Raw genomic sequence first — 24,581 nt, forward strand, 5'->3', positions numbered from 1 at the left:
AACATCCCAATGCGTTGCTAAAGCGGGAACCATTTTAGCAGGATCATCTGTCGCAGTACTGACCAAGTTATCACAAACATTGCGAACAATTTCACTTCCATAAACATCAGTGAGCTGCGCAGGATCAAACGTACTGATTGCATCAAGATTCCAAGCCATCACAAGAGTATTAGTCGGTGTTTTTGCTGGAACCTGTTGTACAACTACCCCCAGTGCCATAAGAGCAGAAACAAGAGATCCGCTACTTTTCAATATTTTTCTTTTTAAGTTCATAGACTTTTCCTTTTAAAGTTTATTGTATAAATTCCCCACGCAACAAGAATGCGCAAAATAATAAAATTAGACGAACCATCGGCTCTGAGAGATAAAGTATTAAAACTTTCAAACAACAACACTTACCAACCACTCCTCCTGCCATAGTTATAAACAACCACCAATATGCACCGAAAAATAATCTAATATATGATGAATGACATAACCCATCACAAATCTATTGATAATATTACAACATCTACCATTGAAAGCTATACGACAAAGATTTTTTCTCTCTTGTCGGACAAATTTTCCTCTTCATTTACTCTAGCGTTTTTATGCCATTAAAGGACTCTCCCCTGTTAGCTCAAAAAACCTTAAGAACAAAGAGCTTTCATAATAATTTGATATTTCAACAAAACAGAAAAATTTGCCCATCGACCAACATCAACCACCTCTATCCCTTCTGCAAAAGGAATTTTGAATTTTTCCATAATTCCCCACTAAATAACGGCTTCTAATTATATCTTATTTCCAAATAAAAGGAGCATGGGCACCACAAACCTCTGACATTCCCTCACGTACCCGTACATAACAAAACTTTTTTCAATATCGTATTTTAAATACCTTTGCTCCTTTAACAACACTCAATTCATTGCTTGCATTTTTTCAGAAAAAAAGATCTTTTCAATGCACTAAGGTTGAAATACCTAAATATAATGCCTATATAAACACACCCTTATCAGAATAGATAGTCTTTTTTTAAGTAAACTGTCTTGAAATATTATTTCTATACACAACAACAATAAGTCGGTTGCAAAATCTTCAACGAACAAAAACTCTCACCCTGACGCGACATATCGCAACGTTATAAATTTCTCTACAAATTCTCAGAAACAAAAGGATATCCCTTCATTTAATGAAAGAAGCGCCATAAAAATATCGCGAAAATGCAATAAAACAAGCGTATATTTCAAAAAACAGCACTGTTATTACACCAGTACTAAGGTAGTGAACTCAAAAAAGTAAGAAAAAATAAAAAAATGTTTTTATTTTATGATAATAACATCGCTGTACTATGATAATATAATAAAAACACGATCTTTGAAAGCATATTAAAATGAACCGAAAGAAAAAATTGTTGTATTCTTCTCATGCTTTTCTTGGAGGAACATTAAGCCGTGTTAGTCTAAAATTGCTTATCCTTTCATTCTTCATTGGCATCGTAATGAATTTTTTGGGATGGACACCTCAAAACCTCATACAAAAAATAGTAGATTTTTTTCAATCACTATGGGAAGCAGGATTTATAACACTTACAAATTTCTTCCATATAACTATGACGGGAGCTATTATTGTTGTGCCTATTTTTCTTATCTTACGAATTTTTCATAAAAAATAAGCGCCTTAACATTTCCTTGCGCTAATCTTTTCGAAAAATCAAACGACATAAAAATCCTGTAGTAATAGCAACAATCACTGCAACAATACCATATAAAAAAGGATACTTGTGCGCTGCATAAAAAATTGTATAAGCGATATGTGCTTTAACAATTTCAAGAGTCGTTGTCGCACTATCAATAAACTGTCCATCACGAAAAAGATAAGCACGAACTTTATAATGTCCAACAGGAACATTTGCTGGCAAACGAAAATGTGCTGTGAAAAGCGTGTCTGAACCAAAACGAACACCACCTACTTCCTCATAATAAAGGCTTTTAGCTTTTTGCAAGTTTATAAGTTCATTGCGAAAGATTTGTATTTTTTTATGATCTTGTTCATCCGTCTGCAATGGCAAATAGAGTAATCCTAACCCCAAGCGTTTATAGTCTTCAATGCTCGTAATATCGCCAATTTCACGTGTTGTGACCATAGAGTAAAAAAGAGGAACCTTTTTAAAAATAAGAGAATCTGTATTAACCCATACACCGGCATTGCGTTTTTTTTCTCGCATCACCATTATCCGATCTAGTCCCTCCAAGCTTACAACAATATCATAACGGTTCTGTCGAGAATATAACGGATCAATATTTTCCAAAACACCAGCAATATAAAGATCACGACCAGCAAAATTTGCATCCACAGTAATCGTATTCGTTGTTACGATAATTTGGACAGTTTCGTGATCAACTTGGTTAATGAATGTAGCCGGCGTCCCAACATGTGACCATGTAGAAAAAGAAATAAAATAAAAGCAACCTGCAATGATGCATAAAGAAAATAATCTACCCATTTTTATCTCATAAGAATATCCAAAGAGAAAAGATTATCAGGGCGTATAAATAATTGAAAAGCAAGACGCATACATACAATCAACACTAAAAATGCAAGTGCCATACGCAATTGTTCAGCCTTTAATTTTCGTCCAGCTCTTATTCCATATTGCGCACCAATACTTCCTCCAAGCATTAACAAAAAAGCCAAGACAATATCAACGGACTGATTAGTCATACTTTGCAAAACTGTTGTGAAAGAAGACACAAATGTAATCTGAAAAAGTGAAGTCCCAATCACCACACTGGTTGGAACACGCAGAAGATAAATCAATGCTGGTATCATAAAGAATCCCCCACCAATTCCCATAATAGAAGACAACAACCCCACAACGAGACCGATCACTAAAACTGGAATGATGCTAACATATATCATAGATGTCCGAAAACGCATTTTTAAAGGTAAGCGATGAATCCAGTTATGTCGACCAGCAAGACGAATATTGGCTTTTCCTGCCTTACGCTTGCGCATCATATCATACCAACTTTCAACGATCATCAAGCTTCCTACACTTCCAAGAAGAATCACATAAAGAAGCGAAATCATTAAGTCTAATTGACCTAACTTTTTCAAAAAAGAGAAAACCTGAATCCCGATTAAAGAACCAACCCCTCCTCCAATCGCCAAAAGAATACCAAGTTTAATATCGAGCGTACGTCTTCTAAAATGTGTAATTGCTCCTGTTACAGATGACGCAATCATCTGGTTAGCACCTGTTCCAACAGCAATAGCAGGAGAAACATTATAAAAAATCAATAACGGTGTAATGAGAAACCCACCACCGATTCCAAAAAGGCCTGAAAAAAAACCAGCAACGACTCCCATACCAATCAAGATCAGCATATTGAGTGACATTTCAGCAATTGGTAAATAAATACTCACTTACAGAACCTTCAAGATAATTTGAGTTTTTTTAACAATTAGAGAATCCTTCTCCAATTATCCTCTTTTCCAATAATCTCTATTGCGTGTTTAAAAAGATAATTTTAGTTGCTATAGCTTTCGCACAAACACGAATGCGCAATACATTTCACATCTATTAACATCAACATCATAAAAATTAAAAAAAACAAGCCCCTTTTAAAAAGCTATAAAGACATAACGTTATCGACACCACAAATACAACGGTTAAAAAACAGAGAACACTTTTTTTTACCAAATAAGATAAAAACGAGACATGTTCCCGAGACTGCGCCTTTAAAGAAGAAAAATCATTCTCAATGCAATGATTAGATGCCTGAACACCCATCATACCCTTTTCTTCTATCACAGCACGCTTCACTACTCCCTCATCCTTTTTAAAAGAAGATTTCAGAGCATCACTGGGAAAAGAGCTTCCATTTTCTTGCTGCAACGTATTTTCAACATTTGTTTGGAGTGGAATTATACCGTTTTGTTTTGAAAAATTTTGCACCTTTTGAAGGAATAAACGTTCTTGATTTCCCTTACATTCCATATGAGCAAGTTTTTGTACAACAGAATCAGGTGATTTTGAACGCGACACCCGTCGTGTGACCGCTGCTTCTTCTAAGCTTTTTTTTTCACTCTGCAAACTTTGAACAATTGTTTTAATCTGCTCTAAAGACTCAAAAAGCTTTTTTTCTCTTTGACGACGTATATAATGTTCAGCCAAAATAGCCCGACTAATATCATCTAAGTAAGATTTAAAATGCTCTTCTACAAAACTCTGCTGCATCAAAGAACGGGGTGAAGGCTTCATTTGCATTTGCGCATAAACGGTGCGTAACTTTTGAGCAATATCCGACATCGTTACTTCTACAGAAGTATCCATTGTCTCTTTCTGTTCAACAAAAGGAAAGAATTTACCGTTCCTAACCTGATTGGTCGCCTGATCGCTCGTATGACCCTTCGTATTCACAAACGCCTACCCCTCATTAACTTTTTTGAAAAGAATCGCAACAAATGATAAGAAAGTGTGCTCTATTTTAGTAAATAGAGCTTTAAGAACTCCCAAAAACTTTTTTGTTAGAAATATTTTTCCCCAATCTTTATCCAAAATATTTGAAAGAAAGATCTTTAATTTTCTGTCTTCAAGATTTGAAGAGCAAAATCATTCCCCCATTTTTATCTTTTTCACTTAATTTTTCATTGCATAAAGAATCTATTGCTCCATCATAGACAAAGCATAAGAAACTAAAAAAGAATATTCTCATAAGAGAGATTGTTTTTTTACTTTTTATTCAAGCAAATAAGACCAATTATGACAATGCAAAAATATGAAGATTGAAAATGACGACGAGAACGTACAAATAAATGTAAAAAAAGCTTATATGAAAGAGAACACAAGTTATAAATGAGACTTCATTCTAAACAATTTGGTTTCTTATGAGTATTGCTATAAACTTGTGATTATACAAACAAAGAGGATCATTATGAAGATAATTGTCGCTGTCAAACGTGTTGTTGATTATAACATCAAGATACGCGTCAAACCGGATAGTACAGGCGTTGATCTGTCTCACGTAAAAATGTCTATGAATCCTTTTGATGAGATAGCCGTAGAGGAGGCCATTCGCCAGAAAGAATCCGGTAAAATTTCAGAAGTTCTTCTTGTTTCAATTGGCCCAGAAGCAGCTCAAGAAACTCTACGAACAGGACTTGCAATGGGAGCTGATCGCGCACTTCTTGTCACAACGGATCAAACACTTGAACCTTTAGCAATTGCTAAGGTTCTCAAAGCTATTGTTGATGAAGAAAAACCCGATATGGTCTTTTTAGGGAAACAAGCAATTGATGACGATAGCAACCAAACAGGACAAATGCTCGCTGCTCTTCTTGGTTGGGGACAGGCAACTTTTGCCTCACATCTTAACATAGAAAATGGGCATGCTACTGTTACTCGTGAAGTTGATAATGGAACACAAACCCTTTGTCTTCCCCTTCCCATGGTTATGACCGCCGATCTACGGCTCAATGAACCGCGTTACACCTCTCTCCCCAATATCATGAAAGCAAAAAAGAAAATCATTGAACAAAAATCTCTTGCTGATCTTGGCATCGATACGGAAGCACGCTTAACAATTTTAAGCGTTGAAGAGCCAAAACCTCGTCAATCCGGTATTAAAGTGGCGAATGTAGTAGAGCTTGTCAGTGCACTAAAACAAAAGAACTGCATTTAATATTCTCACCACTAGAGTAAAAGCAACACTCACATAAAAGGGCAAAAACTTATGGCAATTCTTTTATTGGCTGATCATAATACAGAAGAAACAGCAAAAGCGCTCACCGCTGCACGCGCACTCAGTAATGATATCGATATTCTGGTTTGCGGAGAAAAAATTCAAACGATAGCAGAAAATAGTGCTAAACTTAATGATGTGCGGCAAGTTCTTATTGCAAAAGCAGACTATTTAGCCCATCAACTTGCCGAGCCTATGGCAGACACAATTCTCACCTTAGCAAATGATTATGATGTGATCATGGCTGCATCCAGCAGCACTGGGAAAAATGTGATGCCACGCGTAGCAGCCCTTCTTGATCTTATGCAAATTTCAGATATTACCGCCGTTCTTTCACCCGATACCTTCAAACGCCCCATCTATGCAGGCAATGTACTTGAAACCATACGCACCAATGATCATAAAAAAATTATAACAGTTCGCACAGCTTCTTTCACACCAACGCCTTCTCAAAATAATTCTGCTCCCATTAAAATAGTAACACCAGCTCCCAATCCAAATCTTTCCTCTTTCGTAAAAGCAGAAACCAACAAAAGTGATCGTCCTGATCTTACCTCTGCACGTGTTATTATATCAGGCGGGCGTGGTCTTGGTTCTCAAGAACAATTTATGGCACTTCTTCTTCCCCTTGCAAACAAATTAGATGCCGCTTTAGGTGCCAGCCGCGCAGCAGTTGATGCAGGCTATGCTCCCAATGACTGGCAAATTGGACAAACAGGAAAAGTCGTTGCCCCTGAACTCTATATCGCCGTTGGTATTTCCGGTGCAATCCAGCATTTAGCCGGTATAATGGATGCACAAATTATTGTTGCCATTAATAAAGATGAAGAAGCTCCCATCATGCAAATTGCCGATTACACCCTTGTAGGTGATCTCCACCAAATTATTCCAGAATTAGAGAAAGCTTTATAAGCCATGAAAGCACCTCTGCATGACCAACGTGAAAGTATAGAGTTTGATATAGTCATTGTCGGAGCAGGACCTGCAGGGCTTTCTGCCGCAATTCGTTTTAAACAAATTAATCCTGAGCTTTCTGTCACAATTGTTGAAAAAGGGACCGAAGTTGGTGCACATATTCTCTCGGGCGCAGTTGTTGACCCCATTGGTATCGATACACTCTTACCAGAATGGAGAAATGACAACGACCATCCCTTCACAACCCCTGTCACCCAGGACCAATTTTTTTTTCTAAAGCCTCAAAAAGCGACACTATTGCCCAATATTTTGCATCCCAGAATCTTATCAAATAACGGATGTTATATCGTTTCGCTTGGGAGCGTCTGCCGCTGGCTAAGCAAAAAAGCTGAAGCGTTGGGTGTTGAAATCTATCCTGGTTTTGCAGCAACAGAGCCCATCATCCAAAAAGATAACGGAGCTATCATTGGTGTTCTCACCGGTGATATGGGGCTTAACAAAGATGGAACCCCTGGAAAAAATTACATGCCTGGTATGGCTTTATTGGCAAAATATACTCTGATTGCGGAAGGAGCACGCGGCTCAATTGCAAAACAACTGATACAACATTTCAATCTTAGCAAAAATCGTGAACCACAAAAATTTGGTCTTGGCCTCAAAGAACTCTGGGAAATTGATCCCCATAAACACCAATGTGGTTTAGTGCAACATTTCACTGGTTGGCCCTTAGAGAATAATACCGGTGGTGGTGGCTTTCTTTATCACCAAGAAAACAATGTCATTTCTGTCGGTTTTGTTGTGCACTTAGATTACAACAATCCTTATCTTTCTCCTTTTGAAGAATTTCAACGTTTTAAAACACATCCAAAACTTTATGAAATCTTCAAAGGTGCAAAACGTCTTTCCTATGGTGCACGTGTTATCAGCGAAGGAGGTTGGCAATCTGTACCAAAACTAACCTTTCCTGGTGGAGCACTTATTGGCTGCTCTGCTGGCTTTGTCAATGTTCCTCGTATTAAAGGGTCACACAATGCCATCTTATCTGGCATATTAGCTGCCGATAAAATCGTTACCGCTCTCGCGCAAGGACGTGCCCATGATGAGGTCAAAGAAATCGAAGAACAATGGCGAAAAGGTCCCATTGGCAAAGATCTTTATAAAGTGAGAAATGCCAAACCGCTCTGGGCAAAATATGGAACAAAATATGGAATTAAACTTGCCGGTTTTGATATGTGGTGGCAACAGCTGTTCGGGTTTTCCTTATTTAAAACACTCCCCCACAGAAAGGAAGATTATGCATATCTTGAACCAGCAGAAAAATTTCAACCCATTGCTTACCCAAAACCAGATGGTGTTATAACCTTTGATCGCCTTTCAAGTGTTGCCCTTTCCAATACGCACCATGAAGAAAATCAACCTTGCCATTTAAAAATAGCCTCATTAAGAAAACAAAAAAACTCCGAATATGCAATCTATGGAGCACCTTCCGCACACTATTGCCCCGCCGCTGTCTACGAGTGGCTAGAGTATAATGATCGTCTGACTTATATTATCAATGCTTCAAATTGCATACATTGTAAAACATGCGATATCAAAGATCCGAACCAAAATATCACTTGGACCTGTCCGCAAGGCAATGAAGGGCCCTTCTATCTCAATATGTAATGCCCCAATGTATAATCATTGTTCATTCTTCTAAAATTGAAATATACAAAACACAATGAATAAAAATATTTCCCTCAGATCACAAACCTATCAATCACCTTCCTACATACGTTCTTTCACAATGTAAAAAGAACTCTATTCTTATATAAAATACTCTCCCTACCGCATGACTTTTTTCAATAGAAAAACATAACATATTTTTATCAAAATTTTTTTTATTTAAATGACAAAACAATAATGAATATATTCATGACAATTCTGCGATAAAGGAACAGCCGCGGTTCTCGAAAACCTGAAGGAAAATAAGCCTGTTCTACTTTACCCCCTCTCCCATATGATCCAAAATGCTTTTAGCCCTCTCATAAGAAACATCAATCGTTTTAACTAGCCAAGAGCAAAACCTACGGAGGTACAATTCAAGTTTATTTTTTCTCCTACACTTGCCAAGTAATGCTCACTCAAGAAAAACCACGAATGAATGTAGAAAAAACATTGTGAGATAAAGAGCATGCTTGTTCAAGCCCTTTATAATGTTTCTACTGATAATGACACGAAAAAATCTTTAATCTCACATTAACCTTTTATTTTTGCATCAAGGATAATCGCCTTGCATCTAACCTTTACCAATATACTGTAATGAATGTGTACAAATACCGTAAGAATAAGCAGATGCCAAGCCATGGAGATTATCGCTATTAGCAAAACACCTGATAAAAAACAAAATAGCTTTCATGACCACTCTATGACGCGTTTTATAGAGTTGTTTTTTTATAAAGCTTGTGCTTTCGCTATTGCTTGTAAATCAACATCCAAATTGAACACAAGTGGTATATTTAAAAGAAAGGTTAAGGTGAATGAAAGCTCTGCACGCCGTTCCAGCTTTTGTAGCTAGAGCAAAAATATTGCATATTCTATTTGAGTAATCTCTGAAACGAAAATACAGCTTCATTTAGCAAGAATATGAAATCTGAAAGGAAAAAAACTATTTTTCTCTTTACTATCATCTGTCCATTCGGTTTTAAAACTTTCAAAAGCATCACAATATCCTCTAAAAAGAAGAGATAACGTATTGTCCCCGCTTTTATTACTTACGTTTTTTTATGGGAGCATATCCTTCAGAAAAAATAAGGTATCCAAAATTAAAGCAAACTTGTGTTGTTCAGTCATGAGCTTATTTTTAAGAGATAACTCTCAACACATATCGAACAATTATTTTGCAACACTATCCAAAAAAGGTATAACGTACTCCTGTGAACATTCCATATTTACGAAATAAAAAGTACAAGCTAAAAGCGTCATTTTCTCTGCAAGCCCCAATGATACGATAATCTTTGCTTTGAGAAGGTTTCAAGATGCACGAAAATGATTTTGATTAATTGACTATAAGAAGAACTAAGATAATTTTACGATATTTAAAGCTCCTAATCAATAAGCAAAATAATAAACTCTCCATTATAAATCAAAAGTTTAAGATAAAAATTAGCCTCAAACGGTTCTAAGGTGCTCATTATACTGTTAAAGCTATAGAGATATGACAAAATGAAATATTTTACTGATAAGAGCTTATATTTGATCAATAACAATACAGTTAGCTGTTTGTGTTTCAAAAGGGGTGTTTACATTTGCTTAGAAAAACAGTTTGGATATCAATAGAATATTTGAAAGATCGACGTTATTGAAATAATCTAAAAAGCTTAGCTTTTAAAAGAGCACAGCCAAGCGTGAGATGATGGCATGGGTAAAATTGTTTTTTGGTTCTCGAAGGAAAAATTTTATAGAAAATCATGGGGCTGATAGAATATTGGTTACATTTGGAATTTGTTTTACTGGAAAAGATAACGCGGATCAAAATAGATAATCATTTTAGATTAAAACGTTAAATATGAGATTATCTTATTGTAGTGTAATCGATTATTCGAGTAAGGTAAGCCTTTATAATGATAAAAAAAAGAGCCAAAATGGCTTATGAGTATGGATAAAAATCTTATGGTGAGGGAAATTTGATGAAAAGAAAAGAGCATGTGTGAAAAAGCATATTTTATAGGTGCGCATGCTTATGCTGCACCCGTCATAGAATCAGGGCTTTATCTTGTGGCAACGCCTATCGGAAATCTTGCAGATATTACGCTTCGTGCTTTGCAAGTGCTTGCGGGAATTGATATTTTAGCGTGTGAGGATACGCGGTTAACGCGTGTTTTGTTGGAACGTTACGGTATTCAAAAAAAAACTTTTCTCTATCATGAATATAATGCGCAAAAAGCGGGTCCGAAGCTCTTAGCAGCTTTAGCAGAAAACAAAACAGTAGCGCTTGTTTCAGATGCAGGAACACCACTTATTTCTGATCCCGGATTTCGATTGGTGGAAGAGGCCCGTAAAGCTGGTCATAAAATTATTCCTATTCCTGGAGCTTCCGCTCTTTTAGCCGCTCTTATACCGACAGGGCTTCCTACTGATAGCTTTTTTTTTGCAGGTTTTTTGAGTGCACGCAAGCTACAGCGCCGAAAACGGTTGGAACAATTAAAAGAGATTCCAGCAACTTTGATTTTTTATGAATCACCGCATCGTCTTGTTAAAACTTTAGAGGATATGGTTACTCTTTTTTCGGCTGATCGACCTGCTGCCATTTGTCGTGAATTAACAAAGAAGTTTGAAACAGTAGATGTTTCCAATTTGGGGAATTTGTTGGAAAATTACAGAAAACAAGCACATATTCGTGGGGAAATTGTTCTGCTTGTTGGAGAATCATCTTCTTCTTTAAATGTGATAAGTGATCAAGAAATTGATGAAATGCTATTAGAACGCGCACGGACACATCCTGCTGCTCAAGCAGCAGCTTTGGTTGCAAAAAAGACCGGTTTTAAAAAGCAGGAACTTTTTCAGCGATTAATTTTTTTAAAAAATGCGTAAGATGATACAAAAAAAACGCAGACAAAAGTCTTTTTATCGAGGGATTCGTGCAGAAAAATTGGCAGCTTGGTGGCTACGTTGCAAAGGGTTTAACATTGCCGAAATGCGTTTTAAAACAAAATGTGGAGAAATTGATTTAATTGCACGACGCGGAAATCTTGTGTTAATTGTTGAAGTTAAAGCGCGTTCAACGTTGGCTGAAGCAATGGAAGCGGTTTCCCGAATGAATGAAAAGCGAATTGAGGCGGCAGCCGATATTTGGCTCGCACGGCAAAAAGATTATGCCCTTTTGTCTGTACGCTTTGATTTGATTGCAATTTTACCTTGGCGTTGGCCACAGCATATCCCTGCATTTTTTACATCTGATCAATAAGAGGCAGACCCCATTTTAACCATGCTCAATAAAAAACATTTCGTTTTTATGTGCATATGCGTTAAAAAGTGTGTAACTGTTTGAGCGCTATAAGGAGTGAAATATGGATGATTATGAAAAGTTTGCAACAGGTTTACTCATTGTTTTTGGAGCGCTGATTATTGGTGGTTTAATGGCAATGCATATTGTGCTTATGAATAAACCAGGTTTTTTATTTGCATTAGCCGCAGCTATTGTTGGTTGGTTTTCTGCTTTTGCCGTTCTCTTTGACAAGCCCAAAATCTATTTGGGCTTGATTATTCTTGCTATGTTATGTGTTGCTTCTTCAATTAGCGTTTATGTTAGTTAAAACACCTGAGATGCTGATTGAGATTCCTTTTAAAATATAAAACTGAGAAATAGAAATGAAAATTGGCTTTTTGGGGACAGGTACAATCAGTGCTTCAATGGTGAATGGACTCATGTCAAGCACCTTTGATGTTTCTTCCATTATTGTTTCACCTCGCAATGCACAAACAGCAGAGCGCCTTTCAAACACTTATGATAAAGTTATGATTGCTGAAAATAACCAAGCGTTGCTTGATGTTAGTGATTGTGTTTTTCTTTGCTTGCCCAACCAAATTGCAGAAAGCGTTTTGCGTTCTCTTCGTTTTCGTCCAGAACAGCTGGTTATTTCCGTACTTGCTATGGCAAAAGCAGTAGAAATAGAAGAGTGGATTAATCATAAAGTTTATCGTGCTCTTCCATTACCTTTTGTTGCAGAATGCAAAAATTTGACACCAATCTATCCTGATCATCCCTTTTTACGCACTTTATTTGATGCAATGGGGGGCACATTGGTGCTGGATAAGGAAGAGAAGTTTAATCTTTTTATGACAGCTGGTTCTCTGATGGGAGTATATTTTAATTTTATAGAAACAGCCCATCAATGGTTTATAACACAGGGGTTAAAAAAACAGCAATCAGCAGAATTCCTTACCATGATGTTTGGAAATCTTACGGATGAAATGCATAAAATTATAGCAACGAATGGTTCTGCATTTCTCGATTTTGCACTACTTGAAAAAGAGTTTTCAACAAAGGGTGGAACAAATGAATTTTTGTCAAATTACTTTTCTCATCAAGGGGGAAGGAATGCTTTAACAGCGGCTCTTGAGGCTACTTTGCAAAAAATGAATGCTTCTAAAAAGACTTGACCAACATTTTTTACCATCTCAATAAGAAAGAGCTAAATGTTGAAGATTTATATCAGAAAAACTCATATCGAAAAATGTTTTTTTACATCTGAAAAAGATACGATTTTATAAAAATAATTGATTTTTAAAATATTTTTTACAACCTTTTATAATTTTTCTAAATTATTTTTATTTTCTATCTCCTTCTTTTAGCCTCAATACCAATTTTTTTCTACCTGATGAATCTATCTCTTCAATTTTTTTCCCCTTCAAGTTATCCAAACACATGAATAATTTTTTGTTTATTTAACCTATATACTCCACTCACATATTAAAACTTCCTCTTACAAAGAAGCAACTATTTTTATGTCTTCCATGATTGTGTTTTAATAAACTCTCTTAAACAAACATCTATTCAAAAGAGTTGATTTTTTATTTGATCAACAATTTTACGATACAGTTTAGTATGCTCTTTACTAGGCTTAGCAACAAAAATAGGGATCCCCTCATCTGACGAAAATCGTAAAGATGCATCAAGCGGTATTTCCGCTAAAAAAGGGACTTCTCGACGTTCCGCTTCTGCCCGTGCACCACCATAGCCAAAAATATCATAGCGTTTTCCCGTATCCGGAGCGATAAAATAACTCATATTCTCAATGATTCCTAAAATAGGAACATTGACTTTCATGAACATTTCTATTGCTTTACGCGCATCCACTAAAGCAAGATCTTGGGGCGTAGAGACAACCAACGCACCTGTTAATTGTACCTGTTGGGCAAGCGTTAATTGTGCATCCCCTGTCCCAGGCGGCATATCAACGACTAAAACATCCAGAGGTCCCCATACAACATCTCGTAACAATTGCGTTACAGCTGCCATAACCATAGGACCACGCCATACTACCGGCTTTTCTTCCTCAACCAAAAATCCCATCGACATCAATTTAAGTCCGAACTTTTCAAGAGGTTGAATCTTTTTTTCTCCAATGAGCTGTGGTTTTTGATTAACAAGTCCTGTCAAACGTGGCAAAGATGGACCATAAATATCAGCATCCATTAACCCCGTCTTGAAACCAGAATCTTGTAAAGCTAAGGCGATATTTATTGCCATCGTAGATTTTCCGACCCCTCCTTTTCCAGAAGCAACAGCAATCACATGCCGCACACCTTCTATGGGCATTTTGATAGGTAAGAGATTTGCTCTCCGTCTAGGTGCTGCCTTTGTTGTTTTTTCTGCGGTAAGTGTGACAACAACAGATTCCACTCCCTTCAAAGCACATACCACCTTTTCAGCAGAACAACGCAATGATTCCCATTCTTGCACACCTCCATCAGGAACTGTAATGGAAAAGAAAACCTTACCATCAGCAATCAATATTTCTGAAAGAAGCCCCAACGACACAATATCGCTTTCAAGATCTGGTCCTTTGATTTTACGTAATACATTGCGGACAGCCTCACTTGTAATAGGATCCACGTTCTTTCCTCTCTATAAAAATACCAGCAAATACAAGCATAAGAACGAAAAATACTTACAGGTTTATCACCTGATAATTTTCTACTTTACTCAAAATTATAAAGTATAAATTACTTATATCTTATCTCTTTAAAAAGATGAAACCATCCTTGAAATAAAAAAACTCAAACATAAAATCTGCTATAAAATCCTATCAATCATGTTTGTGCTACAACCACTTTAATGAATGTTTTGATAAAATTTTGTAAAAACAAAAACTAAAAAAAACTCTTAATATTAAAGGATATTTAAATTGAGCATACATTAATCAGTCACACTTTCTTTAATTCTTTAACGCCCTAATCATGTATCTTCTGTAGACTCAATCGTTATTTTCTGACACTCTTACAGTATCGCAAAAAAGTTCACAGACAAGTTATAAGGTGTTTTGTATTCTTTCACAGAGAGAGAAAAACAATCTAAGATTGACTTTCTTTATATTTTTCCTTATGGGTTAACAGCCGTATGATAGGATAAAATTGTTCCTCTCGCGCATAACTACCATAAAACGAAGATTAAGAAGGGCCGCACTCCGCGGTATTTAAATAAATGAAACGTACTTACCAACCCTCTAAACTTGTCCGTAAACGCCGCCATGGGTTTCGTGCACGCATGGCTACAGCTGGAGGACGTAAAGTTATTGCTGCAAGACGTGCTCGTGGACGTAAGCGGCTCTCTGCTTAACCATTTAAATTTTCACAACCGTTGAGGATTGCTCTCCATTTCTTCGTTGTGAAGCTTTTGTTATGAACCTCTAATGCCTGCTTGCAGGCATTTAGTGAAATTGCGAAATGTTCTTTTATGAAGAAAAAACATCCCTGCCGTATTCGCAAAAGAGCAGACTTTTTGGCTGTCCGTACAGGAGAAAAACGACGTGGTCCTTTATTTTTGCTCGAAGTTAAATCTCGTGAACAAATAACAGAAAGAAAAGATTCTCTTGTTGCACGTGTAGGCTTCACTGTTACCCGTAAAAACGGTAATGCTGTGAAACGTAATCGTATCAAAAGGCGCTTGCGTGAAGCCGTAAGAGTTGGTGTAACAAACCACATGGAAGCAGGAACAGACTATGTCATTGTAGCGTATCGCGATGCGTTACATGCGCCTTTTACATCCTTGATTAGTGAATTAAATCGGCGAATAAAACCAAAAATAAAACATCAGCAACAACAACAAGGGTGTACGGATGGAATATAACCGCAATTTCTTTATCGCTATTGGCTTATCTTTCGTAGTGCTCATCGCATGGCAATTTCTTCATGTTGCTCCCAAACAAGCAAAGTTACAAAAACAACAAGTCATCACACAGCAATTGTCAAAACAGCAATCAGCCCTTTCTACTACCACGACGAATTTTTCTGACGATACCTCAACGCATCAAGCAACATCTATTATCGAACAACCAATGACACCTGAAATCCGGAAAGCTGTATTGGCCAAAACAGAGCGTATTGCGATCAAAACCAATGAACTGGAAGGCTCTATTAATCTTGTTGGTGCACAATTTGATGATCTTCACCTCAAAAAATATCGTTTAACAGTTGATAAAAAATCACCAGAAATTGATTTGCTGAATCCTAAAGGTTTCAAAACGACCTACCTTGCTGAATTTGGTTTTGCAAGCGCATCTTTGCCAGCAAAAGCCTTGCCACAATCGGATACACAATGGCAAATAGAGGGAAACAATACAATCCTGACCCCTTCAACACCCATCACTTTAATTTATAATAATGGACAGGGACAAATCTTCCGGCGTATCCTTTCTGTTGATGATCACTTCATGTTTACCATTGAGGATTCTATCAGCAATGAAAGTGATCAACCAATATATCTCTCATCCTATGCCCGCGTTGCACGTGCAGCACCACCAGAACATACAAATGCAACCTATTTACTTCATGAAGGTATGATAGGTATTGCAGGAGATTCACTTAAAACTGAAAAATATAAAACCTTAGCAGAGCTTGACCCAAATCCTGATAATGGGCAAAAGAGCATAACTTTTTCCAAAGTAACAGGAGGTTGGATTGGTATTACCGATAAATATTGGGCTGTAGCAGTTATTCCCCCGCAAAATAAAGAATATACAAGCCGTTTTATTTATTTTGATCGTTTGCAAACACATTATCAGTCTGACTTGCTAGGATCGCTTTTAATGATCGCCCCAAATGAAACAAAAACTATTACAAATCGTCTTTTTGCTGGTGCAAAACAAGTTGAAATTATTAATAACTATCAAAATGACCTAAAAATCAAAAAGTTTGCTCTTCTAATTGATTGGGGCTGGTTTGATTTCATAACCAAACCAATGTTTTCTCTCATTGATATTCTTTATAAACAAACAGGGAATTTTGGTATCGCCATCCTTCTTGTTACAGTGCTCTTAAAAACTCTTCTTTTCCCTCTAGCCAATAAATCTTATAAATCTATGGCACGCATGAAGCTTTTACAACCGCGGTTGCTAGAAATAAAAGAAAAATATCCCGATGACCGAACTAAACAACAACAAGCAATAATAGAACTATATAAAACCGAAAAAATTAATCCCCTTGCAGGTTGTTGGCCAATGCTGATTCAATTCCCAATATTCTTTGCTCTTTATAAAGTTCTCTATATCACCATTGAAATGCGCCATGCCCCTTTCTTTGGCTGGATTAAAGATTTAGCGGCACCCGATCCAACTTCTCTTTTTAATTTGTTTGGTCTCTTTCCATATCCAACGCCAACATTTCTTATGGTTGGTGCATGGCCTTTGATTATGGGAATAACGATGTTTTTACAAATGCGTATGAATCCCGCTCCTCAAGACCAAACCCAAGCGATGATATTCACATGGATGCCTGTTGTCTTTACTTTTATGCTCGCCTCTTTCCCTGTTGGTCTCGTCATTTATTGGGCATGGAACAATATATTATCAATCATTCAGCAAGGTATCATGATGAAGCGCCAAGGAGTTAAAATTGAGCTTTTTGATAATCTGAAAGCCATGTGGAGAAAATCACCCAAAAAAGAAGTGCATGAATGAAAAGAGATTCTTCCCTTTCTGGAATTTTTTCTCACAATTGGATTTTTATTCGTGGTGTACCAGCGATACGCTTTCTTCCCCCTGAAGGACCACCAGAAATTGCATTTGCGGGACGTTCCAATGTTGGAAAATCATCTTTAATTAACGCACTCGTCCAACAAAAAAGCTTAGCACGTACCTCAAATACTCCAGGACGGACTCAAGAGCTTAATTATTTTGTCCCTGATGGCTTCAGTAAGCAACTAGGAGAGCTTCCCCCTCTAGCATTAGTAGATATGCCTGGTTATGGTTTCGCTGCTGCTCCTAAAAATCTTGTTGATGCGTGGACAAATTTGATTTTTAGCTATTTACGGGGGCGCACAACGTTAAAACGTGTATATATCTTAATTGATTCACGGCACGGAATCAAAAATAATGATGAAGATGTTCTTGCTCTCCTTGATAAAGCAGCCGTTTCTTATCAAATTGTTTTGACAAAGAGTGATAAAATCAAATCAAATGCCTTAGAAAAATTAATTATGAGCACACAAACAAAATTTCTCAGACGTCCGGCAGCTTATCCTGAGCTTCTTGTAACCTCTTCAGAAAAAGCTCTCGGTTTAGAAGAATTACGTGCTGCCATTTTGCAAACCATTACATAAAAGAACAATTCCTATTATTAATAATTTATTAATTATAATTGCTAGCAGCTGCTAATGATCTTGTACTTCTAGTCAAGCATCTTTATAAAAATGATTACTTGAAAGAATTCTCATCAACTCTATTTGATAGTGTAAATTATGCTGACACTTTTTCACTCTCCCCTATCCGCTGCCTCGCGCTTCATACGCCTCATTCTTGGGGAATATGGTGTAACCACTCAACTGATTGAAGAATATGAATGGGCACGAAGACACGAATTTCTAGCCCTCAATCCCGCTGGTCATGTTCCTGTTTTTCTCGATGAACACGAGGTTCCATTATCAGGACCTCTTGTTATCTGCGAATATTTAGACGAAACACATGGAAGTTTACGACAAGAAAATAAGCTCTTTCCGGAAAATCCTTTAGATCGTGCAGAAGTACGCCGTCTCAATGACTGGTTCTTAAATAAATTCGAAAATGAAGCAACGCGCCATATCGTACGAGAACGAATCCACAAACGCGAAATGCCACTTGCCATTGGGGGGGGGGGCTCCTAATTCACAAATTTTACGCAATGCACGCGCCAATATTTTACCACATATGAACTATCTCAATTGGCTCTGTGCCTCTCGCGATAGCTTAGTCGGTTCTGCCTTGTCCTATGCAGACTTAGCAGCAGCAGCCTCTATTTCTGTACTTGACTTTCTAGGGGAAATTGACTGGGAACAATCTCCTGCTGCCAAAGACTGGTATATGAGAATTAAATCACGCCCTTCTTTTCGTTCTCTTTTAACAGATCGCGTCCGAGGAATTGTTGCAAGTGCTCACTATGCAGATCTTGATTTCTAACCTTCTCTCACAAACAAAAGTAAAAGCGATATTTTATCTAAAGAATATTTATAGATTTATGAATTTTTATGCATGCGTATAAACAATATAATAATACATTGATTTACAATCATATTAAACAGAGAATAAGACCCCACCATAATATTTTCTTATTTCACCTCCTCTTATAATGCATTAAAAAATCACTTTCTCGTCGTGTCACAAAAAAGATTAGCAAGGGATAAAAAGTATTTAAGAAAGGATTTTAAAGACTCTCTTTAAATACAAGAGCTGTAGTACCATTGAAAGCTACGCAAATAAAATAACAATACTTAACGCATGTTACCCTCCATTCTTCCCAATATATGAAAAAACGCATTACATAACATATATACTATTTGCTCTATAATAAACAAAGCCTCATTATGCGTTTTTACAACATAACAGTTTTTCAACTGACTTTCTTACAAGATGAAGAATCCAACCAATTCTCGTGTGTAAACAATTCAACTTCTTGTTAGTCCCTTGCCCCCCCCTTTTACGTGATTTTATTGATGAATAACATATTGATATACAATGATAAATAATCGTTTTTTTAAACTTGAATCATCAATTTCAAATACCTTTTTTATTACCTTCAGCATATTTAAAACAATCAAAAGCGCTTTCTTATGCGTTACAAATGGAATTGGTGCGTGAAAAAATATTAAAGAAAAGAATGAAAATGCCTAAGTGCTAAGGATTGTTAAAACATTAAAAGCTAATAAAACGTATGATAGTGCTGATTTTCTCTTTTATGAAGCATAAAGATAGTGGAGCAGAATAGATGTTATATTATTCATGGATATTCTCTCGTGATACCACTCACGAGCACTATCATAAAATAAGTTTAGAAGTATTGAGAAATATTTCTTTAAGATAAGCGCATGAATTGACAACATAGGTGTATTTTGTTTGGGAGATCTTTTTTTGCATGAAGAACGCTCCCTTCCTTAAAGAACGAAAGAAATAAAAGCGTAAAGTAATACACAATCTCTATTAGGCTTCATAAGCAAACCTTACTTAGGAATTCATCACACACTCTAACGAAAAACATCTCTATTTAAATTTGTATAGATCTTAATCACTTGCTCTAAACAACAGTGTTTTACAGACAACAGGATAAATTAAAGCAGGAAAAACTTTTTCCTATAAAGAAAAAGAACCATTGGAAAGAAGGAAAAAATTTGTTTATACTGCACAGTGAAGTATCATAAGGAGATAAGAATGCGCCTTACAGTTGTTGGTGCAAATGGGAGAATGGGACGGGAACTCATTACAGCAATCCAGCAGAGGAAAGATGTAGAGCTTTGTGCTGTTCTTGTACGCAAAGGCTCACCGTTTGTAGGAAAAGATGCCAGTGCTTTAATTGGTTCAGATTCTCTTGGAATTGGCATCACTGACGATCCCGGAAATGCCTTTTCTAACACAGAAGGTATTTTAGATTTTTCACAACCAGAAGCCAGTATTCTTTATGCTAACTACGCTGCTCAAAAAGGCCTTGTTCATATTATTGGCACTACAGGATTTAGCAAAACAGAAGAAGAAAAAATTGCAGATTTTGCGAAATATACAACAATTGTCAAATCCGGAAATATGAGCCTTGGAATAAATCTTTTAGCCAACCTTGTAAAGAAAACCGCTAAAGCATTAGAAGCCGATGATTTTGATATTGAAGTTTATGAAATGCATCACGCTAACAAAGTTGATGCCCCTTCTGGAACAGCCCTTCTTCTTGGCCAAGCAGCAGCTGAAGGGCGCAATGTTATGCTTAAAAATGTGCGTGTCAACGAACGCAATGGTCATATAGGTAAACGCAAAAAAGGCTCCATTGGCTTTTCTTGTTCACGTGGTGGAACAGTTGTCGGAGAACACAGTATCATTTTTGCCGGTTCCCATGAGCGCATTGTTCTTTCACATATAGCGCAAGAACGCTCTATCTTTGCCAATGGCGCATTAAAAGCAGCTTTATGGGCAAAAAATCATGAAAATGGTCTTTATTCAATGCTCGATGTTTTGGGATTGAATGATGAATTTTAAACAATCAATAGAATAGAGGCAATTCATAATGGGGCGCATACTTATACTAATTCGTCATGGACAAAGTGAATGGAATCTCAAAAACCTTTTTACCGGTTGGAAAGATCCCGATTTAACAGAAAAAGGTCATGCAGAAGCGATAGCAGCAGGAAAAAAACTGAAAGCATATGGTGTGAAGTTTGATACCGCTTATACATCTGCCTTACAGCGTGCTCAAAAAACGGCTCAGCACATTTTAGAGCAAATGGGACAATCAGATTTAGAAGTGATAAAAAATCCCGCATTAAATGAACGTAATTATGGTGATCTTTCTGGTTTAAATAAAGATGAAGTGCGCCAACAATGGGGGCAAGAGCAAGTGCAAATGTGGCGCCGATCCTATACGATTGCGCCCCCGAATGGAGAAAGCCTACGCGACACCGGTGCGCGCATTTGGCCTTATTATCTTTACCATATCCAGCCTCATATTTTGCGCTCCCAAACTGTTTTGATCGCAGCGCATGGAAACTCTCTTCGTGCTCTTATTATGGCGCTTGAAGGTCTCTCCAGTGAGGAAATTATATCTCAAGAATTAGCAACCGGCATTCCTATTATTTACACATTTAATCCGGATTCAACAATTTTATCAAAGACAGTCCTCACACCTTAAACTTCTAAAATCATGATGTCCCCCAAAAATTTAATTCAATCGTTTTAAGCTGAAAAAATAAATTCTATAATTTTATTGACAGAATTGCTTCATACGCTTAGATGAATTTTATGAGCCCAGATGGCGGAATTGGTAGACGCGCAGGTTTCAGGTACCTGTGCCGCAAGGCGTGGAGGTTCGAGTCCTCTTTTGGGCACCATACTCTTTTTTATCCAAAATAATTTATTGATTTTCCATATGTTTTTTTAAATGAGGGATGCGTAGATAAAAGTTAGGGAATAGGATTTTCTAACATTTCTCTATAAAGCACGCTTCGCACAATGTTTCTAATGTTTCTTTGAAAGTCTGCTAACGCTTCTTGATGTAAGCCATCTAAAAGTCTCATAAACGCAACAACAGTTTTACGTTGCAACGAAGTAGAGGGCTTTATTATGATGCTTTTGAATCTTGCAATTTATACCGGAAACCTGCTTTTTTCATGCACTCATAAACTGAGGCAAATTCACTCGCATACGAATTCATATCACTAGAAGAAGCATAAACCGGTTTCCAGCCACATTTTGATAAGGATTGTTGGATCATCGCTTTATCGACACCTGGTTTTTCCCATAATGCTAAAGTTGATGGAGGAGGTTGGTTAATACATCCAGCGATACTTAACAGAGCCATGCAACTCAATAGTTTTAAGATTTTCTTCATTTTCCCCTCTTTCAATGGATTTATTTACGATAAAACAGCTCAGAAGCCTGTTGATATTTTCTGTTCATACTGTGTTCAAGACAGGTTAGGACTAAATTGAGATGATGGATTGAGAAAACAATCGCGCCATTCCAAGCGAAGGCAAGGATGGCGGATTGTTGGTCATCACAAATAGCAACACTTAAGGTTGGCATTTGCGACTATTTTTATATTTTTTACAAAACGGGCTGTTTAAGCGCTTCTTGACACTTCGCTGTGGTATGACAGCGCCAGGACGACAAATCGGAAGATTTTCGGCTTTATGATTCTCGCACCAAGTCCCCCCTTTATCTTTATAGCGGAATCCTGATTGGAGCATACAGGCATCAATAGTTGCCCATGCATTGTAGCTTAACTTTTGATTTTCTGGATCCTTATCATAAGGGGTTGGCATGCCACATTCTAACAAGGCTTTTCCTATCTCAGTAAAATCTGCACCCGGCTTCTCCCATACTCCTATAGAAGATGTGGGAGTTTTATTAAACTGACATCCAGCGATACTGAACAGAACTATTATACTCAATAATTTTAAGCTTTGTTTCATTTTTTACTCCATGATTTAATTGAAGGAACTTGTTCTAAATGAGATGTGCCATAAAACCTTTGGCATTTATCATTCGCATGTCCAAGACAAGTGTGGACACTGTTTGGATCTGAGAACATATTCCATGTTTCTTTCCACCTGCTACTACCAGCAGGTATTGTCTCATAAGTATAGCCATTGCCACCAATAATTCTGCTTACAAAATCATATCTATGCCCATCAAAGCCAATAGTGGTTTGTTTGCTATCACTCACATAACCTAACAGACCGGATGCAAATAAAGCATTAAAGGCTGGTCCATAGAAATTGATAGTCGTGTTTTCGTTGGCTATACCGTGAACACCTTCTTGTTTGAAAGAATTCAGCATATTCCCCAATGTCATTGTCCCACGGCTATGTCCATAAAGTTCTAATCCTGTAAGACCATAGCTATACATCAAATCTTTTGCTTCTTGTGTTGAATTGGTTAAACCCCAAAAGTTATTTTCCATAAACTTCTGATAGCCCGCGACCAGAAGTTCTGAGATAGCAGAATCGGCTTCTGGGAACACAACAAAATAAAGCGGTTCATTTTTATTCTCCGCATGTTGCTCTGCATAAACAGCTGCCTCATAGAGTGGTGTAAAAATGCCATTAAAGGACACATGCACTTTGCCATCAGCACCTTCTTGTAAATGCTGCTTTTCTTCATTCGTTAAATAATGAAAGTGAGGTATTTTTTGTCCACGAGCATCTCTTATAGGTACCCCATTTTCATCTGTTTTATAGATTGTATTGCCCTTTTCATCACGGTCGACCACGGCAATGGGGTGCTCTTTGATAAACATGGTTCTATAGGAGTCATCGCTCACTTTAAACCCTTCTTCTAAGAGTTGGGTTGCCATCTCACGGTTTTCATGGACGATTTGTTCCAGCTTACCTACATCGAGCTGTTGTACACCCTGATGGGCGGTAGCAGTATCACGATTAAGCGAGGCTATGGCTTGCTCAACATCTTGCCCTGTCAATGCCTTCTGCCCTGCTTCATCAGTCAAGACGATGGTGCCATTGCTGATAGCGGATTTGGTGTATCCTTTCTCTGAATCTTTAGCTTTTGAATGATCTAAGAGATTTTTAGCAATGTTTTTCCCGACACCATATTTGCCCTGATACATCGGACCACCCGCAGAAATGCTGATCCCATGACTGCTAGCTTGCGCATGCGCACTGTTGGTGATGTCACTGGTGCTAATGCTTCTTGTGGTCAGGCTGTTTTTATCTGCCGGCGCGGTGCTTTCAATAATGCCTCCGGTTAGAGTTGTTTTATCTTTGACGTTGATATCAAAACCACCATCACCGGCTTTAATGCCTGATTGTTCCACGACACTATGATAATCGCTAGAAGATTTATTCTTTTGGAAAGAGGCGCTCATGGAGCCCCCACCACCCGTTTGTCCAGCACCAAACCCAGTAGAAACAGAGTTTTGCTTGCTGGAAAAAACAATCCCGCCATTCCAAGCAAAGGCAAGGATGGCGGATTGTTGGTCATCACAAATAGCAACACTTAAGGTTGGCATTTGCGACTATTTTTATATTTTTTACAAAACGGGCTGTTTAAGCGCTTCTTGACACTGCGCTGTGGTATGACAGCGCCAGGACGACATATGGGCAAGTTTTTCTCTTTAAAAGTATAACACCAATTACCTCTCCCTTTATAGTGGAATCCTGCTTGGAGCATGCAGGCATAAGTTGTTGCTTTAGCATTAATGCTTATATTTTCACTTTCTGGATCAACATCATAAGGCGTTGGCATACCACATTCTAACAAAGCTTTTCCTACC

Annotated in this window: 21 protein-coding genes, 1 tRNA gene and 4 pseudogenes; 16 read left to right on the forward strand and 10 right to left on the reverse strand. The window is 37.4% G+C overall.

What is annotated here, in order from left to right:
• Nucleotides 1-273: pseudogene (locus tag ACFIJ0_RS00015) on the reverse strand (ABC transporter substrate-binding protein); the annotation flags it as partial.
• Nucleotides 274-1,372: 1,099 nt separating this feature from the next.
• Between ACFIJ0_RS00015 and ACFIJ0_RS00020 the strand changes: the two are divergent.
• Nucleotides 1,373-1,654, forward strand: a complete 282-nt coding sequence (locus tag ACFIJ0_RS00020; protein ID WP_375623804.1) for a DUF6460 domain-containing protein — start codon at nt 1,373-1,375, stop codon at nt 1,652-1,654.
• 21 nt (nt 1,655-1,675) lie between these two features.
• On the opposite strand, the gene ACFIJ0_RS00025 is transcribed toward ACFIJ0_RS00020, so the two are convergent.
• The 3 genes from ACFIJ0_RS00025 to ACFIJ0_RS00035 all read right to left on the reverse strand — a co-directional run bounded on the left by ACFIJ0_RS00025 (nt 1,676) and on the right by ACFIJ0_RS00035 (nt 4,405).
• Nucleotides 1,676-2,485, reverse strand: a complete 810-nt coding sequence (locus ACFIJ0_RS00025; RefSeq protein ID WP_375644220.1) for a TIGR02186 family protein — start codon at nt 2,483-2,485, stop codon at nt 1,676-1,678.
• 2 nt (nt 2,486-2,487) lie between these two features.
• Nucleotides 2,488-3,408 (reverse strand): sulfite exporter TauE/SafE family protein, encoded by a 921-nt coding sequence (locus ACFIJ0_RS00030; RefSeq protein ID WP_375623808.1) that lies wholly within the window; start codon nt 3,406-3,408, stop codon nt 2,488-2,490.
• 178 nt (nt 3,409-3,586) lie between these two features.
• A complete protein-coding gene (locus ACFIJ0_RS00035) occupies nt 3,587-4,405 on the reverse strand; it encodes a hypothetical protein (RefSeq protein ID WP_375623810.1) in 819 nt (272 codons plus the stop codon).
• A 514-nt stretch (nt 4,406-4,919) separates the two neighbouring features.
• Between ACFIJ0_RS00035 and ACFIJ0_RS00040 the strand changes: the two genes are divergently transcribed.
• From ACFIJ0_RS00040 to ACFIJ0_RS00070, 7 genes are all read left to right on the forward strand, one after another.
• Nucleotides 4,920-5,666, forward strand: coding sequence for an electron transfer flavoprotein subunit beta/FixA family protein (locus ACFIJ0_RS00040; RefSeq protein ID WP_273788094.1), 747 nt, complete (start codon nt 4,920-4,922; stop codon nt 5,664-5,666).
• Nucleotides 5,667-5,717: 51 nt separating this feature from the next.
• Entirely contained in the window at nt 5,718-6,638 is a 921-nt protein-coding gene (locus ACFIJ0_RS00045) for an electron transfer flavoprotein subunit alpha/FixB family protein (protein WP_375623812.1), read from the forward strand.
• A 3-nt stretch (nt 6,639-6,641) separates the two neighbouring features.
• Nucleotides 6,642-8,306, forward strand: coding sequence for a 4Fe-4S dicluster domain-containing protein (locus tag ACFIJ0_RS00050; protein WP_375623814.1), 1,665 nt, complete (start codon nt 6,642-6,644; stop codon nt 8,304-8,306).
• Between the two features lie 2,019 nt (nt 8,307-10,325).
• Nucleotides 10,326-11,213 (forward strand): 16S rRNA (cytidine(1402)-2'-O)-methyltransferase, encoded by an 888-nt coding sequence (rsmI, locus tag ACFIJ0_RS00055; RefSeq protein WP_375623816.1) that lies wholly within the window; start codon nt 10,326-10,328, stop codon nt 11,211-11,213.
• Nucleotides 11,214-11,217: 4 nt separating this feature from the next.
• Nucleotides 11,218-11,586: a YraN family protein gene (locus ACFIJ0_RS00060; protein ID WP_375623833.1), complete on the forward strand. Its 369-nt coding sequence runs from the start codon at nt 11,218-11,220 to the stop codon at nt 11,584-11,586.
• A 103-nt stretch (nt 11,587-11,689) separates the two neighbouring features.
• A complete protein-coding gene (locus ACFIJ0_RS00065) occupies nt 11,690-11,935 on the forward strand; it encodes a hypothetical protein (protein ID WP_375623818.1) in 246 nt (81 codons plus the stop codon).
• A gap of 55 nt (nt 11,936-11,990) precedes the next feature.
• Complete coding sequence (locus tag ACFIJ0_RS00070) at nt 11,991-12,782, forward strand: pyrroline-5-carboxylate reductase (protein ID WP_375623820.1); 792 nt, start codon at nt 11,991-11,993, stop codon at nt 12,780-12,782.
• A 394-nt stretch (nt 12,783-13,176) separates the two neighbouring features.
• Here ACFIJ0_RS00070 and ACFIJ0_RS00075 read toward each other — a convergent pair whose 3' ends face one another.
• Entirely contained in the window at nt 13,177-14,238 is a 1,062-nt protein-coding gene (locus ACFIJ0_RS00075; protein ID WP_375623821.1) for an Mrp/NBP35 family ATP-binding protein, read from the reverse strand.
• Between the two features lie 588 nt (nt 14,239-14,826).
• On the opposite strand from ACFIJ0_RS00075, the gene rpmH reads away from it, so the two are divergent.
• The 8 genes and pseudogenes from rpmH to ACFIJ0_RS00115 all read left to right on the forward strand — a co-directional run bounded on the left by rpmH (nt 14,827) and on the right by ACFIJ0_RS00115 (nt 21,678).
• Complete coding sequence (gene rpmH, locus ACFIJ0_RS00080) at nt 14,827-14,961, forward strand: 50S ribosomal protein L34 (protein ID WP_005864709.1); 135 nt, start codon at nt 14,827-14,829, stop codon at nt 14,959-14,961.
• A gap of 117 nt (nt 14,962-15,078) precedes the next feature.
• Entirely contained in the window at nt 15,079-15,471 is a 393-nt protein-coding gene (gene rnpA / locus ACFIJ0_RS00085; protein ID WP_375623823.1) for a ribonuclease P protein component, read from the forward strand.
• On the forward strand, nt 15,461-17,299 hold the full coding sequence (gene yidC / locus ACFIJ0_RS00090) for a membrane protein insertase YidC (RefSeq protein WP_375623825.1): 1,839 nt from the start codon (nt 15,461-15,463) through the stop codon (nt 17,297-17,299). Before rnpA ends, yidC begins: the two co-directional genes overlap by 11 nt.
• A complete protein-coding gene (gene yihA, locus ACFIJ0_RS00095; RefSeq protein ID WP_375623827.1) occupies nt 17,296-17,940 on the forward strand; it encodes a ribosome biogenesis GTP-binding protein YihA/YsxC in 645 nt (214 codons plus the stop codon). The genes yidC and yihA overlap by 4 nt, the downstream gene beginning before the upstream one ends.
• Before the next feature lie 138 nt (nt 17,941-18,078).
• A pseudogene (locus tag ACFIJ0_RS00100) lies at nt 18,079-18,772 on the forward strand (glutathione S-transferase family protein).
• 1,245 nt (nt 18,773-20,017) lie between these two features.
• A complete protein-coding gene (gene dapB / locus ACFIJ0_RS00105; protein WP_375623829.1) occupies nt 20,018-20,830 on the forward strand; it encodes a 4-hydroxy-tetrahydrodipicolinate reductase in 813 nt (270 codons plus the stop codon).
• A 28-nt stretch (nt 20,831-20,858) separates the two neighbouring features.
• Nucleotides 20,859-21,479: a 2,3-bisphosphoglycerate-dependent phosphoglycerate mutase gene (locus ACFIJ0_RS00110; protein WP_375623831.1), complete on the forward strand. Its 621-nt coding sequence runs from the start codon at nt 20,859-20,861 to the stop codon at nt 21,477-21,479.
• Between the two features lie 114 nt (nt 21,480-21,593).
• Nucleotides 21,594-21,678 (forward strand) — tRNA-Leu (locus ACFIJ0_RS00115).
• A 239-nt stretch (nt 21,679-21,917) separates the two neighbouring features.
• Here the strand turns inward: ACFIJ0_RS00115 and ACFIJ0_RS00120 are convergent.
• The 5 genes and pseudogenes from ACFIJ0_RS00120 to ACFIJ0_RS00140 form a co-directional block, all read right to left on the reverse strand.
• Nucleotides 21,918-22,178, reverse strand: a pseudogene (locus ACFIJ0_RS00120) (hypothetical protein); the annotation flags it as partial.
• Between the two features lie 20 nt (nt 22,179-22,198).
• Entirely contained in the window at nt 22,199-22,372 is a 174-nt protein-coding gene (locus tag ACFIJ0_RS00125) for a hypothetical protein (RefSeq protein WP_375645229.1), read from the reverse strand.
• Nucleotides 22,360-22,761: a hypothetical protein gene (locus ACFIJ0_RS00130; protein WP_375644223.1), complete on the reverse strand. Its 402-nt coding sequence runs from the start codon at nt 22,759-22,761 to the stop codon at nt 22,360-22,362. The genes ACFIJ0_RS00125 and ACFIJ0_RS00130 overlap by 13 nt, the downstream gene beginning before the upstream one ends.
• Nucleotides 22,758-24,236: pseudogene (locus ACFIJ0_RS00135) on the reverse strand (filamentous hemagglutinin); the annotation flags it as partial. The pseudogene ACFIJ0_RS00135 and the gene ACFIJ0_RS00130, both read right to left, overlap by 4 nt.
• 68 nt (nt 24,237-24,304) lie before the next feature.
• Nucleotides 24,305-24,581 (reverse strand): hypothetical protein (locus ACFIJ0_RS00140; RefSeq protein WP_375644225.1); only part of this gene is annotated, 277 nt, incomplete at its 5' end.

The organism is Bartonella sp. OC68QHHN (assembly GCF_042193875.1).
Classification (GTDB): Bacteria; Pseudomonadota; Alphaproteobacteria; order Rhizobiales; family Rhizobiaceae; genus Bartonella; species Bartonella grahamii_A.